This is a genomic window from Kribbella sp. NPDC006257, from assembly GCF_040613535.1.
Taxonomy (GTDB): domain Bacteria; phylum Actinomycetota; class Actinomycetes; order Propionibacteriales; family Kribbellaceae; genus Kribbella.
In genome coordinates, this window is the sequence record NZ_JBEXSJ010000007.1 from 74,583 (window position 1) to 99,523 (window position 24,941).

Annotated in this window: 22 protein-coding genes; 9 read left to right on the forward strand and 13 right to left on the reverse strand. The window is 66.9% G+C overall.

Annotated elements, in window-relative coordinates:
- Nucleotides 1-59 precede the first annotated feature (59 nt).
- Nucleotides 60-1,061, forward strand: a complete 1,002-nt coding sequence (locus tag ABZ004_RS10835; RefSeq protein WP_355679595.1) for a helix-turn-helix domain-containing protein — start codon at nt 60-62, stop codon at nt 1,059-1,061.
- Between the two features lie 15 nt (nt 1,062-1,076).
- On the opposite strand, the gene ABZ004_RS10840 is transcribed toward ABZ004_RS10835, so the two are convergent.
- Nucleotides 1,077-2,204: a Xaa-Pro peptidase family protein gene (locus tag ABZ004_RS10840; protein ID WP_355679596.1), complete on the reverse strand. Its 1,128-nt coding sequence runs from the start codon at nt 2,202-2,204 to the stop codon at nt 1,077-1,079.
- A gap of 58 nt (nt 2,205-2,262) precedes the next feature.
- On the opposite strand from ABZ004_RS10840, the gene ABZ004_RS10845 reads away from it, so the two are divergent.
- The 3 genes from ABZ004_RS10845 to ABZ004_RS10855 all read left to right on the forward strand — a co-directional run bounded on the left by ABZ004_RS10845 (nt 2,263) and on the right by ABZ004_RS10855 (nt 5,636).
- Nucleotides 2,263-3,060, forward strand: coding sequence for an alpha/beta hydrolase (locus ABZ004_RS10845; RefSeq protein WP_355679597.1), 798 nt, complete (start codon nt 2,263-2,265; stop codon nt 3,058-3,060).
- A gap of 43 nt (nt 3,061-3,103) precedes the next feature.
- On the forward strand, nt 3,104-3,985 hold the full coding sequence (locus ABZ004_RS10850) for an SDR family NAD(P)-dependent oxidoreductase (RefSeq protein WP_355679598.1): 882 nt from the start codon (nt 3,104-3,106) through the stop codon (nt 3,983-3,985).
- 136 nt (nt 3,986-4,121) lie between these two features.
- Complete coding sequence (locus ABZ004_RS10855) at nt 4,122-5,636, forward strand: AMP-binding protein (RefSeq protein ID WP_355679599.1); 1,515 nt, start codon at nt 4,122-4,124, stop codon at nt 5,634-5,636.
- A 315-nt stretch (nt 5,637-5,951) separates the two neighbouring features.
- Here ABZ004_RS10855 and ABZ004_RS10860 read toward each other — a convergent pair whose 3' ends face one another.
- From ABZ004_RS10860 to ABZ004_RS10890, 7 genes are all read right to left on the reverse strand, one after another.
- A complete protein-coding gene (locus tag ABZ004_RS10860) occupies nt 5,952-7,181 on the reverse strand; it encodes an FAD-dependent oxidoreductase (protein WP_355679600.1) in 1,230 nt (409 codons plus the stop codon).
- A gap of 1 nt (nt 7,182) precedes the next feature.
- Nucleotides 7,183-7,377, reverse strand: coding sequence for a ferredoxin (locus tag ABZ004_RS10865; protein ID WP_355679601.1), 195 nt, complete (start codon nt 7,375-7,377; stop codon nt 7,183-7,185).
- A 25-nt stretch (nt 7,378-7,402) separates the two neighbouring features.
- Nucleotides 7,403-8,617, reverse strand: coding sequence for a cytochrome P450 (locus tag ABZ004_RS10870; RefSeq protein WP_355679602.1), 1,215 nt, complete (start codon nt 8,615-8,617; stop codon nt 7,403-7,405).
- Nucleotides 8,618-8,749: 132 nt separating this feature from the next.
- Nucleotides 8,750-9,373, reverse strand: coding sequence for a TetR/AcrR family transcriptional regulator (locus ABZ004_RS10875; protein WP_355679603.1), 624 nt, complete (start codon nt 9,371-9,373; stop codon nt 8,750-8,752).
- 35 nt (nt 9,374-9,408) lie between these two features.
- Entirely contained in the window at nt 9,409-10,221 is an 813-nt protein-coding gene (locus ABZ004_RS10880; protein WP_355679604.1) for a citryl-CoA lyase, read from the reverse strand.
- The gene (locus ABZ004_RS10885) at nt 10,218-11,441 is read right to left on the reverse strand and encodes a CaiB/BaiF CoA-transferase family protein (protein ID WP_355679605.1); all 1,224 of its coding nucleotides are present in this window, start codon (nt 11,439-11,441) and stop codon (nt 10,218-10,220) included. Before ABZ004_RS10885 ends, ABZ004_RS10880 begins: the two co-directional genes overlap by 4 nt.
- Complete coding sequence (locus tag ABZ004_RS10890) at nt 11,431-12,213, reverse strand: IclR family transcriptional regulator (protein ID WP_355679606.1); 783 nt, start codon at nt 12,211-12,213, stop codon at nt 11,431-11,433. Before ABZ004_RS10890 ends, ABZ004_RS10885 begins: the two co-directional genes overlap by 11 nt.
- Nucleotides 12,214-12,350: 137 nt before the next feature.
- Between ABZ004_RS10890 and ABZ004_RS10895 the strand changes: the two genes are divergently transcribed.
- From ABZ004_RS10895 to hrpA, 5 genes are all read left to right on the forward strand, one after another.
- Nucleotides 12,351-13,343, forward strand: coding sequence for a tripartite tricarboxylate transporter substrate binding protein (locus ABZ004_RS10895; protein ID WP_355679607.1), 993 nt, complete (start codon nt 12,351-12,353; stop codon nt 13,341-13,343).
- Complete coding sequence (locus ABZ004_RS10900) at nt 13,340-13,840, forward strand: tripartite tricarboxylate transporter TctB family protein (RefSeq protein ID WP_355679608.1); 501 nt, start codon at nt 13,340-13,342, stop codon at nt 13,838-13,840. Before ABZ004_RS10895 ends, ABZ004_RS10900 begins: the two co-directional genes overlap by 4 nt.
- Nucleotides 13,837-15,408, forward strand: a complete 1,572-nt coding sequence (locus ABZ004_RS10905; protein WP_355679609.1) for a tripartite tricarboxylate transporter permease — start codon at nt 13,837-13,839, stop codon at nt 15,406-15,408. Before ABZ004_RS10900 ends, ABZ004_RS10905 begins: the two co-directional genes overlap by 4 nt.
- Nucleotides 15,409-15,423: 15 nt before the next feature.
- Nucleotides 15,424-15,831: a universal stress protein gene (locus ABZ004_RS10910; RefSeq protein ID WP_355679610.1), complete on the forward strand. Its 408-nt coding sequence runs from the start codon at nt 15,424-15,426 to the stop codon at nt 15,829-15,831.
- Nucleotides 15,832-16,035: 204 nt separating this feature from the next.
- Nucleotides 16,036-19,974, forward strand: a complete 3,939-nt coding sequence (hrpA, locus tag ABZ004_RS10915) for an ATP-dependent RNA helicase HrpA (RefSeq protein ID WP_355679772.1) — start codon at nt 16,036-16,038, stop codon at nt 19,972-19,974.
- Here hrpA and ABZ004_RS10920 read toward each other — a convergent pair.
- The 5 genes from ABZ004_RS10920 to ABZ004_RS10940 form a co-directional block, all read right to left on the reverse strand.
- Nucleotides 19,971-22,181: a discoidin domain-containing protein gene (locus tag ABZ004_RS10920; protein WP_355679611.1), complete on the reverse strand. Its 2,211-nt coding sequence runs from the start codon at nt 22,179-22,181 to the stop codon at nt 19,971-19,973. The genes hrpA and ABZ004_RS10920 overlap by 4 nt on opposite strands.
- 180 nt (nt 22,182-22,361) lie before the next feature.
- Nucleotides 22,362-22,811, reverse strand: a complete 450-nt coding sequence (locus ABZ004_RS10925; RefSeq protein WP_355679612.1) for a helix-turn-helix domain-containing protein — start codon at nt 22,809-22,811, stop codon at nt 22,362-22,364.
- Between the two features lie 16 nt (nt 22,812-22,827).
- The gene (locus ABZ004_RS10930) at nt 22,828-23,448 is read right to left on the reverse strand and encodes a DJ-1/PfpI family protein (RefSeq protein ID WP_355679613.1); all 621 of its coding nucleotides are present in this window, start codon (nt 23,446-23,448) and stop codon (nt 22,828-22,830) included.
- Nucleotides 23,449-23,487: 39 nt separating this feature from the next.
- Entirely contained in the window at nt 23,488-24,360 is an 873-nt protein-coding gene (locus ABZ004_RS10935) for an alpha/beta hydrolase (protein ID WP_355679614.1), read from the reverse strand.
- 102 nt (nt 24,361-24,462) lie between these two features.
- Complete coding sequence (locus tag ABZ004_RS10940) at nt 24,463-24,864, reverse strand: VOC family protein (protein WP_355679615.1); 402 nt, start codon at nt 24,862-24,864, stop codon at nt 24,463-24,465.
- Nucleotides 24,865-24,941 lie beyond the last annotated feature (77 nt).

The following is a 24,941-nucleotide window of genomic DNA, read 5'->3' on the forward strand; positions in this document are numbered from 1 at the left end:
GACGGAGAATCCGTCGCGGAAACAGTGGCCGGACCGCCACCATGTGTCAAGATATGGCCATGGCCTCGAAGACCGCCTCCAGCGATCGTCTGCACGTCGTGAAACCGCACCGGATCGCCGTCCTGGCGCTCGAACCGGTCGTCGGTTTCGACCTGACGATCCCCCCGACCGTCTTCGGCAACGCGACCCGCTCCGACGGCACTCCCCTGTACGACGTACGCATCTGCGGGCTCACCACTGCGCCGGTCCGCTCCGCCGCCGGGTTCTCACTCGTCCCGGACTACGGCATGGAGGAACTCGCCGAGGCCGACACGGTGATCATTCCCGGCACCTACATCCCGCAGCCGCGCCACGAAGGCACGTTGCCGGCCGAGGTCGCCGAAGCGCTCGCGCTGATCCGGCCCGGTGCCCGGATCGCGTCGATCTGCACGGGCGCGTTCGTACTCGCCGCGGCCGGGCTGCTCGACGGACGACCGGCGACCACGCATTGGCAGCGTGCCGACCTGTTCCGTGCGCTCTATCCCAAGGTGCTGCTCAACGAGGACCTCCTGTTCATCGACGACGGCGACATCATCACCTCGGCCGGGCTGGCGGCCGGCGTGGATCTCTGCCTCCATCTGGTGCGGCGCGACTTCGGGAGCGAGGTCGCGAATCGGTCCGCCCGGCACTGCGTCGTACCGCCGTGGCGCGATGGCGGGCAGTCGCAGTACATCGAGCGGGTGATGCCGGACGAGGGCACCGAGGGGACGGGGCCGACCCGGGCCTGGGCGCTCGAACGGCTCGATCAGGAACTGAGTCTCGGCACGTTGGCCGAGCAGGCGCGGATGAGCGTGCGGACGTTCAGCCGGAGGTTCAAGGCTGAGACAGGGCAGTCTCCTGGCACCTGGCTGCTGCAGCAACGCGTTCGGCACGCGTGCCACCTGCTGGAGACGACGGACCTGCCGGTCGACCGCGTCGCGGAAACGGCCGGCCTCGGTACGGCGGCGTCACTCCGCCACCACCTCCGTACCGAACTAGGCGTCTCCCCCCTCGCCTACCGCAAAACCTTCCGCGCCGGCTGACCAACGCAGTACGAGCTAGACGATGGTGAGGGTGTGGGGGCGGTGATTGACGGGCTCCACGCCGGTTTCTGTGACGATCACGATGTCTTCGATTCTTGCCCCCCAGTTGCCGTCGGAATAGATGCCGGGTTCGACGCTGAACGCCATGCCTGGTTGGAGAATCAGCTCGTTCCCACTGACAATGTACGGCTCTTCGTGCACGTCGAGCCCGATCCCGTGCCCGGTCCTGTGGATAAACAGTTCCCCCAAGCCGGCCGCCTCGATGACATCGCGCGCCGCCTTGTCGATCGACGCCGCGGTCACTCCCGGCCGGACCGCGTCGACGGCAGCCTGCTGGGCCTCCTGTAACACCGCATAGGTCGCCAGTACGCCGGCATCGCGCGGCTCGCCGACCGAGTACGTGCGAGTGGAATCCGAGTTGTAGCCGGCCGGAATCGGTCCGCCGATGTCCACCACCACCACGTCACCGGCCTCGATCACGCGGTCGGAGACATCGTGATGCGGGCTCGCCCCGTTCGGACCGCTGCCGACGATGACGAAGTCCGCGCGCTCGTGTCCTTCCTCGACGATCGCGGCCTCGATATCCGCGCCGACCTCCCTCTCGGTCCGCCCGGCCCGCAGCCAATCGCCGACCCGCGCATGGACACGATCGATCGCGGCACCCGCCTCGCGCAGCGCCTCGATCTCGGCCGCATCCTTCCGCATCCGCAGCTCACGCACGATCGGACCGGCCAGCACTTGTTCCGCAGCAGGCAATGCTTCGCGGAGCGCGAGCACGTGCAGCGCCGGGGTGAAGTCGCTGACCGCGACGCGGTCTGCCTTGCCCAGCCGGGCCGCCGCCACGGCGTACGGGTCGTCGCCGTCGACCCAGGTCAGCACCTCGATGCCGAGCTCGTCCAGCGGTACGTCGCCGAACCCGGGCGCTTCCATCTTCGGTACGACGATCGCTGGGTTGCCGTCAGCGGGGATGACGAGTGTGGTGAGCCGCTCGAACGAGCCGCCGGCCTGACCGATCAGATACCGCAAATCCGAACCGGGTGCGATCAGCACTCCAGTACCGGCCGCGGCCTCTTTCATGCGGTCCAGCCGAGCGCGCAGAACGGTGGCATCGGGAGCGTTGAGGTGCAGCGATCGTCGAGACATGGGACCGACACTATGCGAGGTTTCAGAAATTGTCGGAGCGAGTTGTTAGAACTCCACCATGACGCTTCACTACGAATCCCACGGCGAAGGCACCCCGGTGCTGGCGCTGCATGGGTGGACGCCGGACCACCGCCTGATGACCGGTCCGCTCGAGCCGTTCTTCGCGGGCGTGCCGGGGTATCGGCGGCTCTATCCCGACCTGCCTGGGATGGGTGCGAGTCCGGCCGGGGAGATCGACAGCTCGGACGGGATCATGGCCGCGCTGCTCGAGTTCATCGACGCGGAGATCGGCGATGAGCCCTTCGTCCTGCTCGGAGAATCGTACGGCGGGTATCTCGCGCGCGGGCTGGTTGCGCAGCGCCCGTCCCAGGTGCTCGGCCTCGGGCTGCTGTGCCCGATCGGAGCAGCTCTCGAGCATGCGGAGAGGACTGTCCCCGAGCATGTGGTGTTGGAGGTCGAGCCAGGTCTGGTCGAGTCGCTCAGTCCGGAGGAGGCCGAGGACTTCACCGGGATCGCGGTGATCCAGACGTCCGAGACGCTGCGGCTGTATCGCGAGGACGTGCAGCCCGGGCTCGATGCTGCCGACACCGCGGCGATGGACCGGATCAGGAAGAACTGGGCGTTGACGGTCGCGCCCGAGAGCGGACCGGTGTACGAGCGGCCGACGCTGCTGCTGTGTGGGCGACAGGACGGGATCGTCGGGTTCGAGGATCAGTTCGCGCTACTCCCCCACTACCCACGCGCGACGTACGCCGTACTGGACCTGGCCGGACACAATCTGCAGATCGAGCAGCCGGGGTTGATGGGCCTGCTGCTCCGTGACTGGCTGGAACGCATCGCCCGGGAGGTGAACTGACTGGGTCTGCCCAGATTGGCTACTTGCCGGTAATGTCGGGTCCATGGTGACTGGGAAGCGTCCGTTCGGGTGGCCGTTGCTTGTTGCGCTGACCAATGGGCGGAGCTGGGTCGCCGATGATCGGCTGACCTCCGCGGTGCGGGGCAAGGTCGTGATGGTGACCGGTTCGTCATACGGGATCGGTGAAGCGACGGCCAAGCGACTGGCACGCGCCGGGGCGACCGTGTTGCTGGTCGCGCGGACGGCGGATCAGTTGGAGGTTGTCGCCGAGGAGATTCGTGCTGCCGGCGGGAAGGCCGAGAGTTATCCGACCAATCTGGCCGACACGGCGTCGATCGAGCGGTTGGTGGCTGACGTGCTGGCGGAGCACGGGCGGGTCGATGTGCTGGTGAGCAATGCGGGGAAGTCGATCCGGCGATCGGTCGCGGACTCGTACCAGCGATTCCACGACATCGAGCGGACGAACTCGGTCAACTATCTGGGGCCGGCGAAGCTGGTGCTGGAGTTGCTGCCGTCCATGCGTGAGCGCCGATCCGGGCACATCGTCAACGTGTCGACGGCTGGGGTGCGTACGCCACCGATGGCGCGCTGGTCGGCGTACCTGGCATCGAAGAGTGCGTTCGATGTTTGGCTGCGGTGTGTGGCGCAGGAGATCCGGTCGGATGGGGTCACAACTTCGAACGTGTATATGGGGCTGGTGCATACGCGGATGAGTTCGCCGACGCCGATGCTCAATCAGTTGCCGGGATTGAGCCCTGAGCAGGCGGCTGATCAGGTTTGTGCGGCCGTGGCGAACAAACCCAACAACATCACCCCGCCCTTCGTCCGCCCAGCCGATGCCCTAGGCAACCTTCTCCGAGTGCCGACCGACCGCCTGTTCGAGCAGTACTACCGCCACACCACCAAACCGAAAAACAAGCCATGAGTCAGGCATCGGGTGGGCGGTGGTGGGGATGGTGAGGCCGATTGGGCCGATGCGGCCGCCTCGGTGGGTGGTTCGGGTTGCGGGTGAGGCTGCTGGTGTTTCGGTGGGGGTGGTTCGGTCTGGGGTTTGGCGGGGCGTGCGGCCGTCGCATCTGTTGCCGATCGAGCGGGTGTTGCGGCAGTGGGGGCAGTCGATGGCGGCGCTCGGAGCTGTGGCGGCGATCCGGTATCCGGATCAGCCGGCCGTGATCGACGAATTGGGCAGTCTGACCTACCGGGAGCTGGACGAGCGTTGTGCGCAGCAGGCTGCCGAGCTGCATACGCAGTACGGGATAGTTGCTCGGAGCAAGGTTGCGGTGCTGTGCCGCAATCATCGGGGGTTCCTCGAGGCGACGCTGGCTGCGTCGAGGCTCGGGGCGGACGTGCTGTTCGTGAACACCGAGTTCGCGGCACCGCAACAGAAGGCCGTTCTGGAGAAGCATCGGCCGGATCTGCTCATCCATGACGAAGAGTTCGCCATCGACGCCGACCTGCCGCGTGTGCTGGCCTGGAGGAACGGCTCGGAAGGGACGAACCTGGACGATCTCGCCAGCGGTGACGCGCCGCCGCCACCCGCGCCGGACAAGCCCGGGCACATCACGATCCTGACGTCAGGAACCACCGGTACGCCGAAAGCGGCGCCCCGAGCGCCGACTGCGATCGGGCTGATCGGACTCACCGCGAGCACGCTGGACCGAATCGGGCTGCGCTCCGGCGAACCGATGGTGATCTGCCCACCGCTGTTCCACGGGCTCGGTCTGCTCAACTCGATGCTCGCGCTGTTCCTCGGTTCGCCACTTGTGCTCGCCCGGCGCTTCGACGCGGCTGCTGTGCTCGCATCGATCGACCGGAATCGCGCAGGATCCGTCGTCGCGGTGCCGGTGATGCTCCAACGCCTGCTCGACCTCGGCCCGACGGCGATCGCCGAATACGACCTGAGTTCGCTCCGCGCGGTCGTCTCCGGCGCATCCGCGCTCGGCCCCGCGTTGGCCGAGCGGTTCATCGCGCAGTTCGGGCCGATCCTCACCGACGCCTACGGTTCCAGCGAGATCGGGATCGCGACGATCGCCACTTCCGCAGATCTCCTCGCCGCACCGGGAACGGTCGGCCGGCCATGCCTCGGGAGTTCGGTGCGGATCCTTGGTGAGAACGACGAGGTTCTGCCGGCCGGCGAGACCGGGCGGATCTTCGCGGGCGGTGGGCTGGTCTTCGGTGGGTACTCGGACGGGAGCAGCAAGACGACAGTCGACGGGCGGATGAGCACCGGCGACCTCGGTCACCTCGACGAAGCCGGACGGCTCTTCGTCGACGGGCGCGAGGACGACATGATCGTGTCCGGCGGCGAGAACGTGTACCCGGTCGAGGTCGAGGACTGCTTGATGAGCCATCCGGCGGTCGTCGATGCAGCGGTCGTCGGCACGCCGGACGAGGAATTCGGCCAGCGCTTGATCGCGTACGTCGTACCGGCGGGTGAGGTCGCCCCGGACGAGCTGATCCAGCACGTCCGCACCAATCTCGCCCGCTACAAGGCGCCCCGCGAGATCATCCTGGTCGAAGACCTCCCCCGCAACGCCACCGGAAAAGTCCTCCGCAACCAACTCAGAAAAACCTGAGCGATCCCCGAACCAGCCAGCGCGGGAAGGCGCGAGCGGATACTCCCTAGGGGTAGAGCGGCGACGAGGCCACCAGCTCGGGGAGCCATGAGCGAGTTCCTGTCCGAACCCCCGGCTAGGTAGTTGGGGGTTCGGACAGGGAATCGGGGGTGGGGACAGGGAATCGGGGGTGCGGACAGGGCATGAGGTGTTCATAGCTCCGGGAGGTGGCGGGGGCTCGGGAACTTGGGTGGAGGGGTGAGGTGGAGTTCCGCCGAGACGGCGAGGGTGGTGACGCGACCGGTTCGGGGAGCGTGGGGTGGTGACGCGACCGGGTCAGGTGGGGGTTAGGGCTTGGTGCCAGGGGGTTTGGTTGAGGACGTGTTGGCGGAGGAGGCGGGCTTGGCGGGGGAGGTTCCAGGCGAGGGCGCCGACTACGCGGGCGCCGTCGCCGTAGAGGGCGGCGAAGCGGCCTTCGGAGGGGTGGCCGGCGACGATCTCGAAGGACAGGTTGTCGCCAGAGCGGCCGTAGACCTGGATCTTGACGTCGTACTGGTGGGTCCAGAAGTACGAGATGGGAGCGAAGGGAATCTGCTGGCCCAGCAGGTTTTGCGCGGCTGCGGTTGCCTGCTCGGTGGCGTTCATGCGGTGTTCCAGTCGGCGGCGGCCGACGCCCGGGTGGTGCCACGACGCCACGTCGCCTGCTGCGACGACGCCCGGCGCGGCGATGCAGTACTGGTCGCATTCGACGCCGTCGCCCAGGCTCAATCCACTGCCCTCCAACCAGCCGATCGCCGGTTGGGCGCCGACGGCAACCAACACGAGATCCGCGGGAATCGTGGTCCCATCACCAAGCTCGATACCGGCGACTCGGCCGTTGGTGACTTCGACGGAGGCATCCCGACCGTGGGCGGCTTGGTCGTCGGCGGCGACGAAGCCGGCAACGCCGGTCCCGCAGCGGACGTCAACGCCGTGAGCCTCATGAAGCTCCAGCAGCAATTGGCCCACAGTGGAGCCGAGTTGGCGCAGCATTGGGGTCGGTAGCGGGTCGATCATGGTGACTTTGAGGCCGAGTTCGCGGGTGACTGCGGCGACCTCGGCACCTAGGAAGCCGGCGCCGACGATCGCCACCGAGCGCGCCTGAGTGAGTCCCTCCCGAAGTGCGAGCGTGTCATCGAGAGTCCGCAACAGATGCACCCCGGCCAGCTCATGACCGAACGGCAGCCGACGAGGCGACGCACCAGTCGCGATCACCAACCCGTCGTATCCGAGGATTCGCCCGTCGGCCAGCGTGATCTTTCGCGCCGACGAGTCGAGCGACGCAGCCGCCGTACCGAGCAACCATTCGGCATCGAGCTCCGCAAGCAGCTCTGACGTTCGCAGTTCGATCCGCGACGGCTCCCAGGCGCCGCGGAGGATCTGCTTCGACAATGGCGGCCGGTCGTACGGCAGCCGCACTTCATCGCCGACAATCGTCAGTCCACCCGCATACCCTTCGCGCCGCAGAGTCTCGGCCGCAGTCAGTCCCGCGGCCGAGGCACCCACGACGACGATCTGCTTCAGCACGCTACTCCGCCACAGTGATCGCGAGCGCCGGGCAGATCCGCGCGGCCTCCCGGGTCGCGCTCTCCACGTCGGCGGGCGGCTCCTCTTCAAGCAGTACGGCGATCCCGTCCTCGTCGCGCTGGTCGAAAACCTCAGGTGCCGACAGCACGCACTGCCCCGACCCGATGCACTTGTCCTGATCAAGAACGACCTTCACAGCACCTCTCCTCTCGCGACAGACTTCACCAGGTCACCGGCAGAGCGTGGACTCCGTAGATGGCCATGTCGTGTTTGAACGGCAACTCGTCGACCGGTACGGCGAGAGCGAGACTCGGGATCCGCCGGTACAAGGTGCTGTAGACGACCTGCAGCTCCACCCGTGCGAGCGGCTGACCAAGACATTGGTGTACGCCGTACCCGAAGGCAACGTGATGCCGCGCGGCGCGGTGGATGTCGAGGATGTCGGGGTCCGGGAACGCCGCCTCGTCGCGGTTGGCGACCTCGGTCGCGATCACCACCCCTTCGCCGGCCCGGATCACCTCGCCACCGATCTCGATGTCCTCCAGTGCCACCCGGCGCCGCCCGTTGTGGACGATCGTCAGGTAGCGCAGCAACTCCTCGACGGCGTTGGCGACCAGCTTCGGGTCGTCCGTGTCCCGCAGTTCGGCCAGCTGGTCCGGGTTCTCCAGGAGCGCGACCGTTCCGAGGGCGATCATGTTCGCGGTGGTCTCGTGGCCGGCGATCAGCAGCAGCAACGCCATGCTGACGATGTCCTCGACGTCCATCTGGCCGGTCCGCAACTGCTCGACGATCAGCCTGCTCAGCAGGTCGTCGCTGGGGTCGCCGTTCTTCCGTTCGACCAGGGTGCGGAGGTAGTCGCGCAATTCGTCGCTGGCGGCCTGGGCCTGCTGGGGAGTGTTGTCGCGCTTGAGCAGGGTCTTCCCGAGCCGATGGAAGAGCGCGCGGTCGGCGTACGGGACACCGAGGAGTTCGCAGATCACCAGGGAGGGCAGCGGCAGTGCGAGCGCCTCGACCAGGTCGGCGGGCTTCGGCCCGGCGAGCAGGTCGTCGATCAGGCCGTCGGTGATCTCCTGGAGCCGCGGGCGCATCGCCTCGACCCGCTTGATCATGAAGTCGGCGGTGACGAGCCGGCGCTGGGCCGCGTGCTCGGGGTCGTCGCGCACGATGAACGCGTTGAACTGGCCCGGTCGCTGGGCCTGCGCCGCGCTGGCGTACGGAAAGCCGTCCCGCCGGGGGTCGGAGCTGATCCTCGGATCGGCGAGCAGCTGCCGGGAATCGTCGTACCGGGTCACCAGCCACGGCGTACTGCCGTCCCAGAGCTTCACCCGGTTCAGCGGCGCCTCGGCCTGGAGCCGATTCAGCTCCGGCGGCGGATCGAACGGGCAGCGGCCGCGCGCCATCGGATAGGTCGCCAGGTCCTCCATGATCTCGGACATCGTCGTCTCCCCAGAGTTACCGAACGATTGTTTTCTTACTGAACAAACGTTAGGTAACCTGGCCGCGGCATACCAGGCAGTGAGATTCAGATCACAATTCGTAGCCGAGTAATCGCTGGCAGTAGTGAGGACCTAAGCGAAGATCAGCGAGACCAGATCGTCGAGGAAGTCGTCGTCGCTCAGCTTCTCGATCCGTACGCCGTCCAGCAGCGCGGCCCGGCCGTAGACGCCGACGAACACCAGCGACGCCGCCCGCCGACTCGGCACCCGCAGCGCGTGCCCCGCCTCTTCGCAGCGATCGAAGGCCTCGATCAGGCGGGTGAAGACGACGAAGAGCGGCCCACTGACCGGTCGCTCGCCACTGATCGCCCGTCGCGCGGCACTGCCGAACAGCAGCCGGTAATGCCCCGGCTTGAGATCAGCGAACTCGCGATGCGCATGGACCATCGCCCGCAGGCGACCGACCGCATCGTCCGGATCCTGGCTTTCCTCGGCCGCGCTCATCGCCTTGTCGAGCAGACTGAACTCGTACTCGATCAGGCCCTCGATCAGCGCGGCGCGATCGTCGAAGTGTTGATAGATGCTGGCCGGCGCGATCCCGACCGCCCGCGCGACACCGCGAATCGTCAGCCCGTCCTCACCCTCGAGCTCGGACAGCAGCCGCCCGGCGCCCTCGAGGATCTCCACTCGCAGCCGATCGCCCTCGCCCCAGCGGTTCCGCACCCGCTGCTCGATCATGGTCTCGTCGTCCGGCATCTGGTCATTCTCCCCCACCCGCCGCCCAGATACTGTCAACTCGACACGGGACGAGGCGGTACGCCGCGGTAGGTCGGCGTGATCGACTTCGGCAGCGGTCCTTTGATCCGGGTGGGCTCCTGCTGCTGCTCGTACGCATGCGCCAACAGCCCGACCGAGCGCGACAGCACGAACAACCCCCGAGCCAGTTCCGGCGGAAAGCCCAGCTCGGCATAGATCGCCGCCGTCGCCCCATCGACATTCATCGGAATCGGCTTCGGCCCCTCGGCAAGAACACCCTCGAGCGCCAGCGCGAGCGGCAGATAATCGCCCTCGACAACTCCCTGATCAACAGCTGCCGTGAGGGCCGAGATCAACGGATCCCGCCGCGGATCGCGCGGATGGAACCGATGCCCGAAGCCCGGCACAAAGGCCTTGCGATCCTTGTACGCCGTAACAAGGGCGCGCGCCGCTGCCTCTGGCGACTCCCCCGCCCGTACTGCGGTACGCAACTCCCGAAGGACCTCCAGGCATTGTTGCCCAGCGCCACCATGTACGTCGCCCAGCAGATTCACGCCGGTCGCCATCGCGTTGTTCAAGGCCAGCCCGCACGACGCCGCCATCCGCGCAGCCGCGATCGACGGCGCCTGAGGCCCGTGATCAACGGCCGCGACCAGCGTCAGCTCCAACAACTCAGCTTCTGCCGCCGAGGGGAGTTCACCGCGGACCATCAGCCAGATCACCTGCGAGAAGCTGGCTCCACCGATCAGGTCCTCGATCGCATATCCACGCAGCCGGATCACGCCGGGCTGGATGTCGGAGATCGACGTGGCCCACCAATCGGCTGCGGCCTGGTAGTCGCTGGTCATACGGCACCTTCACTGTGCAATGCGGCAATCTGATCGGCCGTGAAGCCAAGCTCAGCAAGCACCTCGTCGGTGTGCTCACCAAGCATCGGAGGCCGAACCGAGGGCCCAGTCGAACGGCCATCCACATGGACACTGCTCCCGAGAACCCGCAGCGTCCGAGCCTGTTGAGCAGTCGGCATGGGGAGCTCGTGGAGAAGTTGGCGTTCTGCCAACTGGTCCAGCGACAACGCCTGCGGAACCGTCAGCACAGGCGCGACCGGAACGCCGGTCGACGACAAGAGAGCATCCCATTCGTCGGCAGAGCGCTCTCTGAGCGTTCTCTCGAGTTCCGTCTTCAACTCCACGCGATGATGCTTGCGCGCCTCACGGGTCGCGAAGCGCGGATCGGCCAGCAGGTCCGGCCGGTCCAGCGCAGTACAGAGTTCGACGTACTGCTCCTGCTTGTTGGCGGCGATATTCAACGCACCCGATGCCGTCTCGAAGGTCCCAGACGGCGCCGAGGTGACGTTCTCGTTGCCCATGGCCCGCGGTTCGCGGCCACCGATCACGTAGTCGGAGACGACCCAGCCCATCGCCGCGATGGCGGTCTCCAGCATCGAGACATCGAGGAAGCTCCCCTGCCCTGTGCGAGAGCGCTTCACCAGCGCGGCCGAGATCGCGAACGCCGCCGCATACCCGCCGAGCGTGTCCGCGATCGGGAACCCGGTCCGCGTCGGCGCCGAATCGGGCATCCCGGTGACGCTCATGATCCCCGACAACCCCTGGATGATCTGGTCGTACGCCGGCCGGCCGCGCATCGGTCCGGTCTGCCCGAAGCCGGAGACCGCGCAGTACACCAGCCCTTCGTTCACAGCACGCAACCGCTCCCACCCGAACCCGAGCCGGTCGAGGACACCGGGCCGGAAGTTCTCCAGCAGCACGTCCGCCTCACCGACCAGCCGCTCGAAAATCTCTTGACCTGCAGGGGATTTGAGGTCCAGCGTCAGAGAGCGCTTCCCCGCGTTCTGCGCGAGGAACGAGATCCCCAGGCCCTCCTTGCTCAGCGAAGGATCCGCGCCGAGGTTCCGGGCCAGGTCACCCGACCCCGGCACCTCCACCTTGATCACGTCCGCACCCATCAACCCGAGCTGGTAGCCGGCGAACGGCCCGGCAAGCACATTCGTCAGATCAAGAACCCGTACGCCGCTCAGCAGGTCCGCGGTCCGAGACTCAGGCGGCACTGAAACCGCTCCACCCGGTGGCGATGACCGTCTTCGCGCAGAGCCGGACCGCGTTCACATACGCGGGCAACCGCTGATCGTTGAACCGGGTGGTCGGACCTCCGATCCCGATCGCGGCGACGACGCGCCCATCCGGTCGGCGCACGGCGGCCGAAACACCGGAGGCACCGAGTTCGCGCTCTCCGTGCGTGATCGCGAAACCGCGCTCCCCCGCCGCGGTCGCTTCACTCCGGAGCTTCTTGGCGAAGCTCACGCCGTACGGCGAATCGGCGGCCACGTCATCGATCACGGACGGATCGGCACTCAGCAACGGCGGATCGCTGAGCAACACCTTCGAGGCGGCTCCGCCCCACAGCGGCAAGGCGGCTCCGAGCGGGATCGTGTGCCGGACGCTCAACGTGCCCTGAACCTGCGCGAGACAGACCCGGGTCCGGCCGACCCTGATGTAGAGGTTGGCCGTTTCGCCTGTGTTAGTTGCGAGTTTGTTCATCGCCGCCCGCACGGTCGGCGGGATCTCCATGCTCGCGCTCGACAACCGCGACCAGCGCAGGAAGCCGGGTCCGATCGCATACCGCCCGGGTCCGGTCGCCGCGACCAGACCGCGCTGCTCCAGCGTCATCACCAGCCGCAGCACCGTCGTCTTCGGCAGACCGCTGGCAGCAGTGAGCTCGGCCAGCGTCCACTGCGGATGCTCGTCGTCGAACCGCTCGAGCAGATCCAGCGCACGATGCACACTCCGTACGCCGGGAAGCTCGCCGTCCAGGTCCGCCATGCCCCACCCTCTCGCCGATCAGCTCTCGCTCCGACGATAACTCCGTGATCCACCTAATGGAACCTATGTACCTCCTGGTGGAATGCTGCTACGGTCTCGGCCAAGCGAACCAGGCCGTACCTGAGGAGGTACCCCCCATGTCGCGTACTGCGATCGCCGCCGGGCTGAGCATCAGCTTGCTGCTGACCGGTTGCTCGGCCCTCGAAGGCGGCAGCGTCGCCGGCGACTTCCCGTCCCGCAACGTCGAGATCATGGTCCCGGCGGCGCCGGGCGGTGGCTGGGACCTGACCGCCCGGCAGATGCAGCACGTGATCCAGGAGGACAAGTTCCTCCCCGGCCGGTCCATCTCGGTGGTGAACGTGACCGGCGCCGGTGGAGCGGTCGGCATCTCGAAGCTGGTCACCAAGAACCGCAAGGATCCGCACACGCTGATGATCACCGGCCTGGTGATGGTCGGCGCATTGACCCTGAACCAATCCAAGATCACGATCTCCGACACGACCCCGATCGCCACTGTCACCGCCGAGCAGGAAGTGCTGGTGGTGAAGGCGGATTCGCCGCTGAAGTCCCTGAAGGATCTCGTGGACAAGTACCAGGCCGACCCGACCTCGGTCAGCTGGGGTGGCGGAACGATCGGCGGCACCGACCACATCACCGCGGGGACGCTGGTGAAGACGGCCGGCCTGGATCCGTCGAAGGTGAAGTACATCAGCTATTCCGGTGGTGGTGAGGCGACCGCGGCGATCCTGTCCGGCGACGTGACGGTCGGCATCTCCGGGCTGAGCGAGTTCGAGGAGCAGATCGCCGCCGGCAAGATGCGCGTCCTGGCGACGTCCGGCAGCGAGCCGATGACGGTCAACGGAAAACAACTTCCGACGATGAAGGCCGAGGGCTACAACGCCGAGGTCCTGAACTGGCGCGCGATCGTGGCGCCACCGGACATCCCGGAAGCCGACCGGCAACGCCTGATCGAATTCATCACCAAGGTGAACGACTCCCCCGAATGGGCAGAGATCCGCAAAACCCAGGGCTGGACCGACTTCTTCAAGACCGGCGACGACGCCAAGAAGTTCATCGCCGACGAAACCACCCGCGTCCAGGCCCTCCTCAAAGAATTGGGGATCGAGTGAGCGCCACAGAGGAAACCACAGCAAAAGCTTCTGATGTAGAGGTCGAGGCGTCGCGGCTGGTCAGGATCGTTGCGGCGATCGTTCTCGTCGTACTGAGCGGCACGTTCCTGGTGGGCGTGTTCGACATTCGTAGTCCGAAGGGGCTGGATCCGGCCGGGCCGCGGTTCTTTCCGTTGCTGGTGACGGCGGCGTGGTTGTTGCTGTCACTCGGCTATCTGGTCGAAGGGCTCAGATCACCCCGTACGGCGAAGTCGTCCGACCGCAGTTGGTTCGAGCCGGTCGCAGTGAGCGCTCTCTTGCTGCTCTACGCGTTTCTCGTCGTGCCGCTCGGCTACATGCTCGCGACCGCGCTGCTGTTCTTCGTCGCGGCCCGCGTACTCGGTAGCCGGCAATTGGTGCGCGACATCATCGTCGCCGTCGTGCTTGCGGTGGTGGTCTACATCGCCTTCACCCAGTTCCTCGACATCTCGCTGCCGGAAGGGGTGCTGGGCCTGTGATCTCCCAAGCTGTCTTCGGCGACCTGCTACACGGCTTCGGCACCGTCCTGGACCCGATGAACCTGCTCTGGGCCGTCCTCGGTGTCACCCTCGGCATGCTCGTCGGCATCCTGCCCGGCATCGGCCCGGCCCTGACGATCGCGCTGCTCCTCCCGATCACCTTCAACTTCTCCGACCCGATCGGCGCGTTCATCATGTTCGCCGGGATCTACTACGGCGCGATGTACGGCGGCTCGACCACGTCGATCCTGATCAACACCCCCGGCGAGTCCGCCAGTGTCGCCACCGCGATCGAGGGCCACAAGATGGCCCTCAAGGGTCGAGCCCGGGCGGCGCTCGCGACAGCCGCGATCGGTTCCTTCGTGGCCGGCACGATCTCCACCGTTCTGCTGACCTTCGTCGCGAAGCCGATCGGGAGCCTGGCCAGCAAGTTCCAGTCGACCGACTACTTCTCGATCACGCTGCTCGCGATGGTCGCGGTCACCGCGCTCGTCGGCCACTCGCTCGTCCGGGGTCTGCTGTCGCTCACGGTCGGTCTGTTCATCGGCTTGATCGGTTTGGACAGCCTGTCCGGCGCTCAGCGTTTCACCTTCGGGACCCTGCGGCTGCTCGACGGCGTCGACGTGGTGATCGTGATCGTCGGGTTGTTCGCGATCGGAGAAACGTTGCATGTGGCATCGAAACTCCGCAGCACGCCCGAGCGCCCCGCCGTACTGGAGAAGGGGAAGCTGCGGACCGGTTACCTGAGCAAGTCCGACTGGGCTCGCTCGTGGGCACCTTGGTTGCGCGGTACGGCGCTGGGCTTCCCGTTCGGGGCGATCCCTTCCGGCGGCGCCGAAGTACCAACGTTCCTCTCGTACACGATCGAGCGGAGCCGGGCGAGGAAGGCCGGCCGCAAGCACCCGGACGAGTTCGGCGACGGCGCGATCGAGGGCGTCGCCGGTCCCGAGGCTGCCAACAATGCATCCTTCTCCGGCGTACTCGTGCCGCTCCTCACCCTCGGACTGCCGACCTCGGCGACGGCGGCGGTGATGCTCGCGGCGTTCCAGATCTTCAACGTCCAGCCCGGGCCGCAACTCTTCGAGGACCAGGGCACGCTGGTCTGGACGCTGATCGCGTCGCTCTACATCGGCAACCTGATCCTGCTGATCATGAACGTGCCGCTGATCCAGATCTGGGTCCAGGTCCTCAAGGTGCCACGGCCGCTGCTGTACGCCGGGATCCTGGTCTTCGCGTGCCTCGGCGTCTACTCGCTGTCCGGGTCGGGGTACGAAGTACTGATGGCGCTGCTGATCGGCATCGTCGGATTCTTCATGCGCAAGCTCGACTTCCCGATCGCGCCGGTGATCCTCGGGGTCATCCTCGGGCCGACGATGGAGGAGCAGTTCCGGCGCTCGCTGGTGATCTCCAACGGCGACGCGAGCGTGTTCTTCACCCGGCCGCTGAGCCTGATCATCATCATCCTGACCGTGCTCGCGCTGTTCGTGCCGTACCTGCCGAAGTTGGTCGCGAAGGTGCGCGGCACCCAGCCGACCAGGGACCGGCTGACCTTCGGCGAAGACGACTGATGGGAGAGTGACCCCATGAAGATCCTGGTCGGATACGTCCCCACCCCCGAAGGCGAGGCAGCTCTGCAGGCTGCCGGCGCAGAGGCGGTACTGCGTGGCGCGTCGATCCTGCTGCTCAATGCCAGCCGCGGTGACGCGTTCGTCGATTCCCGCTACGCCAACTCCGACGAGCTGGCGGCGGCCGAGGCGAAGCTCCGCGAGCAGGGCGTCGAGGTGACGATCCGGCAGGCGGTCGGCAGTGGTGACGTCGCCAACGAACTCCTCAAAGCAGCCGCCGAGGAGGACGTCAGCCTGATCGTTCTCGGCCTGCGCCGCCGCAGCCCGGTCGGCAAACTCATCCTCGGCAGCACCGCCCAGCGCGTCCTCCTCGAGGCCCCCGTCCCCGTCCTGGCCGTCAAGGTCCCCACCTCCCGCGACGACTGACCGCTAAAACCGCGTGAGCCGCTGGAACCACCCACCTAAACTGGTCCCGACATGCCTGATGCCCGGACCGATACACCGCGTCCCACCCCAGCCCCCTCCTCCACTCCGGACCCGGCCTCCGCGCAGGGTGCGGCGCCGCGTCGTCGACGTCCTCGCCGCCGTAGCAACAACCCCACTCCACCAGTACAGCCAGTCGAGGGCGAGATCTCGCTCAACGACCTGGTGAAGCGGCTTGAGGGGGTTATGACTGGCGATCGGGAGCAGTTGGGGCGGCGGTTGGAGCGGGTTCGGGGGGTAAAAGAGGCTGAGAAGCGGGCTCAGGCTTTGCAGGGGGTTGCGCAGGCGATCCAGCAGGCTGAGGAGAAGGTGGAGCGGCGGCGGGTCGCCGTACCGGAGATCAGCTATCCCGAAGAGTTGCCGGTCAGTCAGCTCAAGGACGACATCGCAGCGGCGATCCGGGACCATCAGGTCGTTGTGATCGCGGGCGAGACCGGGTCGGGGAAGACCACGCAGATTCCGAAGATCTGTCTGGAGCTCGGGCGCGGTCTGCACGGGATGATCGGGCACACCCAGCCGCGCCGGCTCGCCGCGCGCACCGTCGCCGAGCGGATCGCCGAGGAGCTCGGCACCGAGCTCGGCGAGACCATCGGGTACGCCGTACGGTTCACCGACAAGGTCAGCGACCGCTCGCTCGTGAAGCTGATGACCGACGGCATCCTGCTCGCCGAACTGCAGCGCGACCGGGAACTGACCCGCTACGACACCCTCATCATCGACGAGGCGCACGAGCGCAGCCTGAACATCGACTTCATCCTCGGCTACCTCCGCCAGCTACTCCCCCGCCGCCCCGACCTCAAGGTGATCATCACCTCGGCCACGATCGACCCCGAGCGCTTCGCCGAACACTTCGCCGACGCGAACGGCCGGCCCGCGCCGATCGTGGAGGTCTCCGGCCGCACCTACCCGGTCGAGACCCGCTATCGCCCGATCAACGATCCCGACGACCCGGCCACGATCGACCGCGACCAGACCCAGGCGATCCTGGACGCGGTCGACGAACTCGAGTACGAGGCGCCGGGCGACATCCTGGTCTTCCTCAGCGGCGAGCGCGAGATCCGCGACACCGCGGACGCGTTGAACGAGAAGTACGCCGCCCAGCGCGGCCGCCCGGGCGGTGGAGTCGAGGTCCTCCCCCTCTACGCCCGGCTCTCCAACGCCGAGCAGCACCGCGTCTTCTCGTCGCACGGCTCCAGCCGCCGCATCGTGCTCGCCACCAACGTCGCCGAGACCTCGCTCACCGTCCCCGGCATCAAGTACGTCATCGACCCCGGTACGGCGCGGATCTCGCGCTACTCCCATCGCACCAAGGTCCAGCACCTGCCGATCGAGCCGGTCTCCCAGGCCAGCGCCAACCAGCGCAAAGGCCGCTGCGGCCGGACCAGCGACGGGATCTGCATCCGGCTGTACTCCGAGGAGCATTTCGAGGCGCGGCCGGAATTCACCGACCCGGAGATCCTCCGCACCAACCTCGCCTCGGTCATCTTGCAGATGACCTCGATCGGGCTCGGCGACATCGCCGCGTTCCCGTTCATCGACGAGCCGGACAAGCGCAGCATCACCGACGGCCTGCAGCTCCTCACCGAGCTCGGCGCGATCGACGGCAAGAGCCAGTCCGACCGCAACCGCCGGCTGACCCCGATCGGCCGCCAGCTGGCCCAGATCCCGCTCGACCCGCGGCTGGCCCGGATGATCGTCGAGGCCGACAAGCACGGCTGCGTCCGCGAGGTGATGGTGATCGCCGCCGCGCTCTCGATCCAGGACCCACGTGAACGACCGACCGACGCGGAAGCCCAAGCCACCCAGCAACATGCGCGCTTCCGCGATCCGAACTCGGACTTCCTCGGCTTCCTCAACCTCTGGAACTACCTCAAGAAGCAGCAGAACGAGCTCTCCGGCAACCAGTTCCGCCGGATGTGCCGCAACGAATACCTGAACTACCTCCGGGTCCGGGAGTGGCAGGACATCTTCGCCCAGCTCCGCCAGGTCGCCTCCCAGGTCGGTGTCACCCTGAACTCCGGCAGCGCCGCCGCCGACCCGCAGAACGTGCACATCTCGCTGATGGCCGGCCTGCTGTCCCACCTCGGCATGAAGGACCCGGCGAACCAGCACCAGTACCTCGGGGCCCGCGGCGCCAAGTTCGCGATCTTCCCCGGCTCTGGTCTGTTCAAGAAACCACCCCAGTTCGTGATGGCCGCCGAACTCGTCGAGACCTCGCGGCTCTGGGCGCGGGTGAACGCCAAGATCGAGCCCGAGTGGGCCGAGGATCTGGCCGGTCACCTGATCAAGCGCAGCTACTCCGAGCCGCACTGGGAGCGCAAGGCCGGCGCGGTGATGGCGTACGAGAAGGTCACCCTGTACGGCGTACCGATCGTTGCCCGGCGCAAGGTCAACTACGGGAAGGTCGACGCCGAGGTCTCCCGCGAGCTCTTCATCCGGCACGCGCTGGTCGAGGGCGACTGGGACACCCATCACAAGTTCTTCCACGAGAACCGCAAGCTGATCGAGGAAGTCGAGGAGCTCGAGGAGCGGACCCGGCGGCGCGACCTGCTGGTCGACGACGAGACGCTGTTCGCCTTCTACGACGAACGGCTCGGCGCGGACGTCGTCACCGGGCGGCACTTCGACACCTGGTGGAAGAAGGCGCGGCAGCGCGACCCCGATCTGCTCGACTTCGAGCGGTCTCTGGTGGTCCGTGACGGCGCTGAGATCCAGGAGAACGACTTCCCGCTCACCTGGACGCAGAACGGGATGACCTTCGATCTCACCTACGCGTTCGAGCCGGGCACGGATGCGGACGGCGTCACCGTGCACCTGCCGTTGCTGGTGCTCAACCAGGTCACGGCCGACGGGTTCGAGTGGAGCGTGCCCGGGTTCCGCGAGGAGCTCGTCACGACGCTGATCAAGTCCTTGCCGAAGGCAATCAGGCGGAACATCGTGCCCGCTCCCGACAACGCCCGGCAGGTGCTGCCCTTGCTGGACCCGGCGTCTGGACCGCTCACGGATGCGCTGGCCAGGGAGTTCCGGCAGCTGCGCGACGTACAGATCGAGACCGAGGACTGGGACTGGAGCCGCGTTCCGGAGCATCTGCGGATGACGTTCCGGGTGGTCGACGACCAGGGCAAGACGGTGGCCGAGGGCAAGGATCTCGCGGCGCTGAAGGAACGGCTGAAGCCGAAGACGAAGGCGGCGATCTCGCAGGTCGCGCAGAAGGCGGTCAGCGGCCTGGAACGTTCCGGGCTGACCGACTGGACCTTCGGCGATCTGCCGCGCAGCTTCTCCGAACACCGCAACGGACTGACCGTCGCGGGCTACCCGGCGCTCGTCGACGAAGGCAAGAGTGTCGCGATCCGCTTGCAGGAGACCGAGCGTGACCAGGCCGCCTCGATGTGGACCGGCACCCGCCGGCTCCTGCTGCTGACGATGCCTTCGGTGATCGACGTCGTCCAGCGCAACCTGACCAACCAGCAGAAGATGACGCTGCTGGCCGGCCCGCACCGCAACGTCGGCGACCTGCTCGACGACGCGATCTCCGCCGCTGTCGACCAGCTGATGGCGGCAGCGGGCGGTCCGGCCTGGAACCTCACCGCCTTCTCCGTACTCCGGGACGCGGTCCGCTCTGACCTCGCCGACACCGTGCTGACAATTCTCCAGCAGGTCGAACAGGTACTCGCTCACGCACGAACGGTCGACAAGCAGATCTCCCGAGCCTCCAGCCCGGCCCTGCTCGCCGCACTCTCCGATGTACGTGGTCAGTTGGAAGGACTAGTGCATCGCGGTTTCATCACCGAAGCGGGTGCGCGACGTCTACCCGACCTGGTCCGCTACCTGCGCGGCATCGAGCAGCGTCTCGACAAGATCGGCGCCAACGCGATGCGCGACCGCTCCGGGATGGCGATCGTCCACACGCTGACCGCGGAGTACGAGAAACGCCTGAAAGCGGTCCCGACCGGCAAATACCCGAGTCCGGAGCTCCTCGAGGTCCGGTGGATGCTCGAGGAACTCCGGATCAGCCTGTTCGCCCAGACCCTCGGGACGCCTTATCCAGTCTCGGAGAAGCGCATCCGCAAGGCTCTGACCGCCTAGGGGTAGCTGACCAGGTAGCTCTGCTGGTTGGCGAGGTTGGCTGTGGCGCCGGCGTTGTTGATGACGTGGTTAATGGTGCCGACGCCGCCCAGGGAGACCGTGACCAGGTCGTGGAAGCGGACGCCCGGAGTGTCCGCAACTTCGAAGGCGTGGCTGCTCACGATCGACGGGGTGGTCTGGAAGAAGGTATAGCTGCCGACGCCCCAGGCCTCATGCGTGGTGACATTGTTCGCGACCTTGTACGCCGCCCAGCCCTGCGTCCCGCCACCGCTCGTCCACGAGGACTGATTCGGTACGTCGTACGGCATCTCGTTCTGGTAGAAGTACGTCCGTCCGCCGTTGCCGTTCCACAGCGTCTCGTACTGCTGGTAGTGCTCGACGAACAAGCCGTACATGGTCACATCGTTGCCGTTGACCACCAACCCGTTGGCCGCGGTGTTCACGGTCCAGCCGACCTGGTCGCCGTGGTCTGCGCGCCACAGCCACATGTGGTCGCCGATCACGTTGTTGCTGTTGACCTGCAGGCTGACCGTTGCCTTGCCGAGGTGTGAACCACCGCCGATGCGAACGAACACGTCGTGCAGTGAGGTGGGGTTGGCCGCGTGGTTCGCCGTTGAACCGGGAGTGCCGACCTGAACCAGCACCGGCGAGTTGACCGCGCCCGCATCGATCAGCAGGCCGCCGAGTTTGACACCGTCGACATCCGCGACGGTGATCGCGCTCGTGCCGTTGTCGGGCTGCAGCGTCGCCATCCCGAGGCCGAGGACCACGGTGTTCGGCTTGGTCACCTTGATGGCGTCGGTCAGGTGGTAGATGCCAGGCGTGAGCAGCAGGTGCTTGCCCTGGTCGAGAGCAGCGTTGATCGTCGCGATCGGGGTGTCCGGCTTGGCGACCAGGAACTGGCTGAGCGAGATCGACGTACCGGCTGCGGGTCCGTGCGACCAGCTGGTGCCGGAGGAGTTCTGCCGCAGCGCCGGGACGAACACGTTGTAGCTGCCCGCGTTGTCGACGTACAGGAACGGCTTTTCGCGGATCACCGGCGTGGTGCCGACGACCGTGTGGGCCGGGTCCGGGAAGTGCTGCGGCGGGGCGCCCGTCGTACCGACGAAGACCATGTTCCAGACCGATCCGGCCCAGCTGCCGAACTCCGAGTTCCGGGAGATCCACTGCTGCTGCGCACCCGACACGACCCGGTTGTCGATCTTGGTGTCGGCGAACAGACCGCCGCTGGCCCAGCCGTCGCCACCGCTCCAGAGCTGGATCTCCGGTGCGCCCTTGAGGTGCATCCGCCGGTACGGCGCGGCTTGGGCGACTGCCCAGCGCTCGATCTGACCGTTCGGTGGGGTGACGGCCATGTTCTCAGCGGAACGCCAGAAGTTCTGGGTGGCGTTCTGCTTGTTGTTCGGGTTGTCGCCCTGCTGCAGCCAGTCGGCCTCGACCCGGACGTGGCCGTTGATGTTCACGTGGTCGGGTGAGAGACCGAGTCCGGCCACCTGGGTGTTGAAGCCGAGGTTGACGTCGGCTGTGTAGGTGCCCGGCTTGAAGAGCAGCGCGTTGCGCTGGGTGCCGAACTGGTTGGTGTGTTGCTGGGCTGCGACCTGGTCCAGTCGGGCCTGCATCTGGGCTTGCGGCGTGGCCGGGGTGAACACGTCGACGTTCGGGCCGAAGTCGGGGTTCATCGGGTCGGTCGGCGGGATCACCGGGCCCGTTCCACCGCCGGTGTCGCCGTACACCTGGAACTCCCAGAGCGAGTAGCCGTAGCCGGTGGTGCGTTGGGTGCCGAGCATGCGGACGTAGCGGCCGTTGCCGGTGACATCAACGGACTGGACGCCGCCGGTGCCTGTTGTGGTCGAGTAGATGTTCGTCCACGGACCGTTCGCGTTATCGGAGACCTGAAGCTGGAAGGCCTTCCCGGCGGCCGTTTCCCAGTTCAGTACTACGCGGGTAACGGCTGCGGTCGCGCCTAGATCTACCTGGAGCCATTGCGGGTCGCTGAAAGCGCTCGACCAGCGGGTGCCGGTGTTGCCGTCGACGGCGGCCGCGGCCGGCGTACCGGCGCCTTCGGTGGACGAGCTGGTGACGGGCTTGCCTTGGGACAGGAGGGTGACGGCAGCCTGAGCTCTGCCGCTGACGAGGGCTGTGGCGATCAGGACCGCTGCGGTCACCAGGAGCAGCAATCGGCGGAGTACGGGTGGGGATTTCGACATGGCGGAACCAATCAGGAGACGGATGGGCGACATCGTCCTGCAGGCGAGAGAGCGCTCTCTCAGAGATTGAGGCGTGTTCACCCTAGTGTCAAGGGAACGTTCCCTGAGTCTGGTTCCGGAACTTCTCGTCGGTGAAGAAAAGAAAGGCGGAGGGTGGGCAGATTCTGGTTCCGGAATTTTTTAGTCGGTGAGGTCCAAGGCGTCCAAGGCCTGGGAAAGTTTGGCCAGAGCGGCTACCGCCTCGGCCAGTTGGTCGGCGCCCAGTACTGCGGAGAGTTCGCGGGCGTGGTGCGCGTGGTGCGGGCCGATCGCCATCATCGCGGCGCGCCCCTCCGGCGTCAGCGCTATCAGCTTGGCGCGGCGATGCGCGGGATTGTCGTGGTACTCCGCCAGGCCGCGGCCGACCAACAGGTCAGCGGTCCGCTGCACGGCCTGCCGAGTGATGCCCATCTCCCGAGCGACCCCCGACACGGTCATCGGCTCGTCGCGTACCGCACCGAGCACCTGCCACCAGGTGGCAGTCAGGCCAGTTGGCCGAGCCAGATGCTCGGCCAACTCCAGGAACTGCCCGTTCAGCTTGAACGCCGTCAACGCGGCGGCGCTGAGCAGTTCTTGCTCGCGTTTGGTCATCATGTTCCCTGCTGCGTCAGGCGGACATCAGTTCGTAGAACCCGGCCGGGTCCTGCTTGCCATACAGCTTGTACCAGGACGCCAGCACCTGCGGCTCCATCACGTCGAGACGCGCCAGGATCTCGCGCGCGAACTCGACCGGCGCCGTCGCTCCGGCGGTGATCAGGTCGCCGTCGGTCACGGCCGGCTCCTCGCGATACAGCTCGGCACCCTTGTAGCCAAGGCTGTCCAGGAACGCCGCCGCGTTGCTGGTGTGCGCCCGGTCGTCGAGCAGACCAGCCATCGCGAGGCCGCCGGTAGCGCCACAGATCGCCGCCACGGGCACCCCGGCCGTCAGGAACTCCCGGGCCTTCTCGACGAACGGCACGAACGCCTCGGTCGCGAAGATGTCGTTCCCGGGCAGGATCAGCATCGCGCTCTCCGCGGGCGTGAGGTCCGCGAGAGCGCGATCCGGCGTGATGCGCAAGCCGCCCATCGTGGTGATCGGCTCGAGGCTCTGCCCGACCGTCCGCACGGCGAACCGGCCGGGGGTCTTGTGCCACAGCGGCTTGTTGAGGTGAGCGGTCGCGAACCCGGTCTCCCAGTCCGCGAGCGTGTCGTAAACGGCGAGATGGACAATCGCGGTGTTCTCAGTCATGACAACATCTTGTCATTTTGACAATGTGTTGTCAATGCCTCAGAGGAAGTCGATGAGCCGTTCGGCGGTCTCGTCCGGTGCCTCCTCTGGCAGGAAGTGGCCGGCGCCGATAGCGGCCCCGGTCACGTCGTCGGCCCACTCCAGCCAGATCTCCAGCGGGTCGTACCACTGCGCAACCGCACCGCCCGGATCCCACAGCGCGAGAACGGGACAGGCGATCCGTCGGCCGGCGTCCCGGTCGGCGCGATCGTGGTCGTGATCGAGCGTCGCCGCCGCCCGGTACTGCTCGCAGATCGCGTGCACCGTCGCGGGATCACGGAACTTCTCGACGTACTGCGCGCGCACCTCAGCAGGAAATGCAGCCGGTGTCGCGGACCAACTGTCGAGCAACCGCCCGACGAACACCTCCGGTGCACCCGCGATGAGCGTCTCCGGGATCGGCTCGGGCGCCGCGAGGAACGACCAGACCCAGTAGCCGAGGCTGAACTCCTTACCCGCCCGCTCGAATGCCTCAGCCGTCGGCACGATGTCGAGGACTGCCAGCCGGACCACCCGATCCGGGCGATCGAGCGCCATCCGGTAGCCGCAACGCGCGCCGCGATCATGACCCACCACCCGGAAGTCCCGATGACCCAGCGCGGCCATCACCTCGACCTGATCCTCAGCGAGCGCCCGCATGCTGTACGCCGAATGGTCGGCCGGTCCGTCCGGCTTCCCGCTGTCGCCGAAGCCCCGCAGATCAGTCGCCACGACCGTGAACCGGCGCGCCAGCCTCGGGGCGACCCGGTGCCACATCAGATGCGTTTGCGGCAACCCGTGCAACAGCAACATCGGCGGCCCGGTCCCGCCCCGCCGGCCGCGGATCGTCGTACCGGATGTCTGCAGTTCGAAATCCTCGAAGCCCTCGAACACGACGGCACCTCCAGCGGTCCACTGCCCAGTTCGGCGGAGCGGAAACGAGAAGCGCCGGCCGATCCCGAAGGATCGACCGGCGCCGGGGTACCGCTGTTTGCGTTATTCCAGGCAGATCCGGAACGGGTGGCCGGCCGGGTCCGCGTAGACCCGCCAGCCGCGCTCGTTCTCCGCCGGTGGTGCATCGACCGGGTCAAGCGGTTCGGCGCCGAGGGCGACGACCGTGGCGTGACCACTGGCCAGGTCATCGACGATCAGGTCGAGATGGAGCTGTTGTGCTTCGATCCCCGGCCAGGTGGCGGGAACGTAGTCCTCCGAACGCCGGAAGGCGAGCGACGAGCCGGGGCCGGTCAGGCTCCGCCAATCGCCGTCGCCGTGCTCATCGATCTCCAGACCGAACAGAGCTGAGTAGAACTGGGCGAGCTCGAGTGGATCCGGGCAATCCAGTACCACCGAGCCGAGCCGCCCGGCTGTACTGCCCGGCTGCTCTGCCACCTGCGTCATCTGTCCTCCAGCTTCGTGAATCATGCGACCGGGCCCGTCCTGGTCAGAAGGCCCGGCCGCCTACGATGACAGGTCGA